This window comes from Rhodovulum sp. PH10 (genome assembly GCF_000293785.1).
Taxonomy (GTDB): Bacteria; Pseudomonadota; Alphaproteobacteria; order Rhizobiales; family Xanthobacteraceae; genus Rhodoplanes.
Genome location: NZ_AKZI01000188.1, coordinates 1 through 3849, shown reverse-complemented (window position 1 = coordinate 3849; position 3849 = coordinate 1). Strand labels below are relative to the sequence as shown.

4 protein-coding genes are annotated in these 3849 nt (G+C 68.5%); all 4 read right to left on the bottom strand.

Annotated features, from left to right (window positions below; genetic code table 11):
* Positions 1-517 (bottom strand): response regulator (locus A33M_RS21010; protein WP_040622361.1); only part of this gene is annotated, 517 nt, incomplete at its 3' end.
* A gap of 68 nt (positions 518-585) precedes the next feature.
* A complete protein-coding gene (locus A33M_RS21005) occupies positions 586-951 on the bottom strand; it encodes a response regulator (RefSeq protein ID WP_008391699.1) in 366 nt (121 codons plus the stop codon).
* A gap of 77 nt (positions 952-1028) precedes the next feature.
* A complete protein-coding gene (locus tag A33M_RS21000; RefSeq protein ID WP_008391698.1) occupies positions 1029-1505 on the bottom strand; it encodes a chemotaxis protein CheW in 477 nt (158 codons plus the stop codon).
* Positions 1505-3849 (bottom strand): hybrid sensor histidine kinase/response regulator (locus A33M_RS20995; protein WP_052027165.1); only part of this gene is annotated, 2345 nt, incomplete at its 5' end. The genes A33M_RS20995 and A33M_RS21000, both read right to left, overlap by 1 nt.

Here is a 3849-nt window from a genome sequence, read left to right as displayed (position 1 = left end):
CGGGGCGCGGCTCGCTCCGGGCGGCGGCGGGCGCCGACGTCGCCGGCCGGGCCGGGCGCAGCCGGCGGCGGCGTGCCGAGAGCTGGCGCACCTTCTCCACCAGGTCGCGACGGAAATCGGCCGAGGTGGTGACGCCGCGATTGGTCTCGGGCTTCGGGATGTAGTCGGCGGCGCCGAGCGACAGCGCCTTCAGGCTGATCTCGGCGTTGTGGCGAGTCAGCGTCGACGCCATGATGACGACCAGGTCGCGCTTCTTCTCGAGCAGCAGCGGCAGCGCCGAGATGCCGTCGAGCACCGGCATCTCGATGTCGAGAATGGCGACGTCGGGATCGAGGCGCTCGACCTGGTCGACCGCCTCGCGGCCGGTGCGCAGCGTCGCCACCACCTCGAAGTCCGGCTGCTCCTCGAGCCAGCGCGAGACGAGACCGCGGACGACCACCGAGTCGTCGACCACCATCACCCGGACGCGATCGCCGGAGACGGGCGCCTTGGGCGCAGATGTAGCGGCGATGGCCATAACGCGGGTACCCGGTTACGCGACACGAACTCGGACGAACGGAATGTCGGGGAGGTGCGGGCGGGCCCTCAGACGAGCCCGACCTCCTGGAATTTTGCCGCGACGATGTCCTTGTCGAACGGCTTCATGATGTACTCGTCGGCGCCGGCATGGATGGCGCGGGCGATCTGGGCGACCTCGTTCTCGGTGGTGCAGAACACCACCTTGGGGCGATCGCCGCCGGGCATCCGGCGCAGCATGCGGAGGAACTCGTAGCCGTCCATCACCGGCATGTTCCAGTCGAGCAGCACCGCGTCCGGCAGCTGACGCTCGCAGGCGTCGAGCGCCTGCTTGCCGTCCTCGGCCTCGACGATCTCGAAGTCCATCCCTTCCAGGATGCGGCGCGCCACCTTACGGATGACGCTGGAATCATCGACAACCAGACAGGTCTTCATCACGCGCCTCGTTTGCCCATCGGCGGGCGCCGGCATCGGCCCGGCGCGCTCGCTGCCTCACGTGTCGTCGCCGCCGGTCAGGCCGCGATCGCCTCGCCCATGTCGAGCACCCGGTCGACGTCGAGGACGACCAGGAGCTGCCCCTCGAGACGATGCACGCCCGCGGAAACCCGGGCGAGGCGGGCATCGAGATTGACCGGGTTCGGCTCCCGGGTGTTCTCGTCGAGCTTGAGGACCTCGCCGACCGAGTCGATCAGCAGGCCGTAGGACTCGCCTTTCGATTCGATGCCGATCGCCATCGGCTTCTTGCCGTCGTCGCGCTTCGGCAGGCCGAGCCGGCGGCGCATGTCGATCGCGGTGACGATGCGGCCGCGCAGATTGAGCACGCCGGCGATCTCCGGCTGCGAGAGCGGCACGCGGGTCAGCCGCTCCAGCATGAACACGTCCTGCACGCGGGAGATCGGCAGCCCGAACAGCTGGTCGCCCAGCATGACGGTGACGTACTCGGTGAGCATCCCGCTCGGGTTGTTGTCGTTCGCCATCGTCGTTCCCATCACGCGGCCTCGGAGAGCGCGGTCTGTTCCTTCAGCGCGGCGATCAGGCCGGGCCGGTCGAACTTCGCCACGAAGTCGTGGAAGCCGACCTCGCGGCCTTTCTCGATCGCGTCGGGCGAGGTCAGCGCCGACAGCGCGATGATCGGCACGTCCTTGCTCTCCGGCAGCGACTGCACCGCCTGGGCGAGCTCGAAGCCGTTCATGCCCGGCATGTCGATGTCGGTGACGATCACGTCGATCCGCCGCCCCGACTTGATCACCTCGAGCGCGTCGTCGGCGCCGGGCACCGTGGTGACCTGATAGCCGGCGGCCTTGAGGACCGGGGTGAGCATGTTGCGGAAGAACGCGGAGTCGTCGACGAACAGCAGCGAGCGCGAGCTCTTCAGGGTCGCCGAGTCCTTGCGGCGCAGCCAGTCCTCGAAGGCGATCGGCAGGAAGTGGCCCATGTCGATGATCTCGGTCGCGTGACCCTTGACCACCGCCGAGCCGAGGATGCCGGGCACGTCGCTCGCCACCTCGATGTTGAGCGAGTCCTCGACGATGTCGACGATCTCGTCGACCACCAGCCCCATCGAGCGGCCGTCGTCGGAGAAGACGAGCAGCGGCTGGGTGCCCTCGGTGCGAACCTGGACGTCCTCGTTGACCCGCACCAGCGGCATCAGCTGGCCGCGATACTGCACCAGCCGGCGGCCGTTGGAGACCTCGATCTTGGTGGCGTCGATCTCCTCGAGGCGGGTCACCAGCGACAGCGGCACCGCCTTCGGCTCCGGCGAGCCTGCGCGGAACACCAAAAGCGAGGTGGTGTTGTCCTGCCCGGCGGTGTGATGGACCGCGGCGTCGCTCTCGCCCTGGGTGGTGCTCGTCGCGATGGTGCCGAGCGCGCGGGCGATTCCGTTCGGATCGATGATCATGATCACCGAGCCGTCGCCGAGGATGGTGTTGCCGGAGAACATCGCGATGTGCCGAAGCTTGGTCGACATCGGCTTGACGACGATTTCCTCGGTGTGGAACACGCCGTCGACGACGATGCCGAAGGTCTGCATGCCGACCTGGGTCACCACGATGAAGCCGTTCTCGGCGTCCTGGTGGTCGGTCGGCTCCTCCTCCATCTTGAGCAGCGTCTTCAGCCGGATCAGCGGCAGGAGCTTGTTGCGCAGGCGCAGGACGGGAGTGTCCTTGATGCGCTCGATGCGGTGCTCCGAGTTCGACTGCGCCCGCACCAGCTCGACCACCGAGAGCTGCGGGATGGCGAAGCGGTCGCCGCCCGCCTCGACGATCAGGGTCGAGACGATCGCGAGCGTGAGCGGGATCTTGATGACGAAGCTCGAGCCGGCGCAGGCGACCGACTTGACGTCGACCGTGCCGCCGATCTGATCGATGTTCGAGCGCACCACGTCCATGCCGACGCCGCGGCCGGACACGCTGGTCACCTTGGCGGCGGTCGAGAAGCCCGGCGCGAAGATGAACTTGTGGATCTGCGCCTCGCTCATCTTCTCGATCTGGGCTTCGGTGGCGAGCCCGCTGGACACCGCCTTGGCCTTGATCTTCTCGGTGTTGAGGCCGCGCCCGTCGTCGGCGATCTCGATGATGATGTGGCCGCCCTCGTGATAGGCGGACAGCCGGATCGTGCCCTTCTCGGGCTTGCCGAGGGCACGCCGCTCGGCCGACGACTCGAGGCCGTGATCGGCGGAGTTGCGCACCATGTGGGTGAGCGGATCCTTGATCAGGTCGAGCACCTGCCGGTCGAGCTCGGTGTCGGCGCCGTGCATCTCGAGCTCGATCTGCTTGCCGAGCTCGGTCGCGAGGTCGCGCACGATGCGCGGCAGCTTCTGCCATGCATTGCCGATCGGCTGCATGCGCGTCTTCATCACGCCTTCCTGCAGCTCGGCGGTGACGTTGGACAGCCGCTGCAGCGGCACCTTGAACTCGGAGTCCTCGTGACGGCGGACGATCTCGAGCAGCTGGTTGCGGGTCAGCACCAGCTCGGACACCATCGTCATCAGGTGCTCGAGCGTCTCGACATTGACGCGGATCGACTGGGTCGCGACCTTGCCGTCGTGCTTGTCGTCGTCGTTCTTGTGCTCGGCATTGGCGGCGAGCGCGGCGGCGGCCTTGGCGGCGGAGGTGGTCTGCGGCGCCTCGACGTCGAAGGCGGGCCCGGGCGTTTCGCGGAAGGCGCGCTCGAGGTCGTCGAGCGACACCTCGCCGGGGCGCAGCGGCCGCTCGAGCAGCTGATAGGTGAGCGTGCCGACCGTCTGGTCGGTATCGCCGGCCTTGGCGGCGGGCGCTGCGGCGGCCGGGGTCGCGGCGGCGGGCGCGGCAGCGACCGGGGCGGCGGCCGGCG

Bases quoted from the DNA above. Each gene is read 5' to 3' on its own strand.
- A33M_RS21005 (WP_008391699.1), bottom strand. From the start codon at position 951: ATGAAGACCTGTCTGGTTGTCGATGATTCCAGCGTCATCCGTAAGGTG.
- A33M_RS21000 (WP_008391698.1), bottom strand. From the start codon at position 1,505: ATGGGAACGACGATGGCGAACGACAACAACCCGAGCGGGATGCTCACC.